1 protein-coding gene is annotated in these 1,356 nt (G+C 63.8%); it reads right to left on the minus strand.

What is annotated here, in order from left to right; all coding sequences use genetic code 11:
• Nucleotides 1-300: 300 nt before the first annotated feature.
• Nucleotides 301-1,335, minus strand: coding sequence for an IS110 family transposase (locus AB5S17_RS23385; RefSeq protein WP_369243577.1), 1,035 nt, complete (start codon nt 1,333-1,335; stop codon nt 301-303).
• Nucleotides 1,336-1,356 lie beyond the last annotated feature (21 nt).

Here is a 1,356-nt window from a genome sequence, read left to right on the forward strand (position 1 = left end):
GTCTGGCTCCGCCGCCGCGGCTGGACGTTCAAAAACGTATGGCCCGCCCCGTTGGCAAGTTGGTTGCGTCAGGCTTTGTTCGGTCGTGCACAAACGTATCCGGCGTAGCGGCATGTTGGCCCTCGCCATGATGGAGATCCGCGCGTCCTGGCCCTCATAAAAGACTCGGCGTCGAGGCGCCGTTTTTTGAACCAGGTTTCCAGGGACGCGGGTGTTCGACCCTTCCGGCCATCAGCCTCCTTCCGCCAACCTCGCTTCACCGCGGCTCCTCTTTCGGATGTCGCAGCGGATTCTGTCGTTTCAGGCCGTCACGACCTGTCCCCATCCTCGCTCGAAGCCAATGCCACGCCGTAGGCTCGCCCAGGCGATGCGGGCGAGCTTGGCGGCGAGCGCGACAATCACGACATTGCGGTGGGCTCGCGATAGAAGACCTCGAAGCCACTCGCCTAAGGGCGTCGCCTGTTTGGAGAGGCTTGGCAGCGCGGCGCGCGCCCCGTGGATCAGCAGCATGCGCAGATAGGTGTTCCCGCGCTTTGTGATGGAGAGTAGCCGCGGCTTGCCGCCGGTCGTCATCTGCTTCGGCACGAGGCCGAGCCAGGCGGGCACGTCACGCGCCCGACGAAACGCCTCACCATCTCCAACGGCGGCAACCAGCGCAGTTGCGCCAAGGATGCCGATGCCCGGTATCGAGGTCAGCCGGTTTGCGGCCTCGTCGGCCCGCGCATGATCGGCCAGATCGTCGTTCAAAGCATCGATCCGCTCATCGAGTGACCGCCACTCGGCTCGCATGTCTCTGATAAGCCTCATGATCCGGGTCGATAGATCCAAAGGGGGCTCGGCAAGGAACGGCACGATGTCCCGTTCAAGAGCCTTGCGCCCCTGCCGGAAGGTATGTCCACGCTCGAGCAGGATCGCCCGAAGCTGGTTCACAAGCGCCTTGCGCGCTGCCACGAGACGAGAGCGGGCTCGGTGCAAGGTCTGCAGATCAAGCCGGTCCTGGCTCTTCAACTCGACGAAGCGCATCGTCGGCCGCGTCGCTGCCTCGGCGATCCCCGCAGCATCGTTATCGTCGTTCTTTTGCGCGCGCACGTAAGGGCGCACATACTCAGGCGACATCAGCCGGATCTCATGCCCTTTGGCGGCGAACAGACGCCCGACATGATGCGCACCGCAGCACGCTTCCATAGCGACGGTACAGGGTGGAAGTTGTCCCGCGAGTTCGGTGAGGGTCCCCCGCCTGACGCGTCGGCGCAGAACGACGTTCCCGTCTGCGCCCAGGCCAACAATGCTGTTCAGGTTCTTGCCCAAGTCGATCCCAAGGGTCACGATGGTCATCGGTTCGCTCCTTCCTCTCAA

The organism is Jiella sp. M17.18 (genome assembly GCF_041027365.1).
Taxonomy (GTDB): Bacteria; Pseudomonadota; Alphaproteobacteria; order Rhizobiales; family Rhizobiaceae; genus VKMB-3413.

Excerpts from the sequence above, each read along its gene's own strand:
- AB5S17_RS23385 (WP_369243577.1), bottom strand. The coding sequence starts at position 1,335 with ATGACCATCGTGACCCTTGGGATCGACTTGGGCAAGAACCTGAACAGC.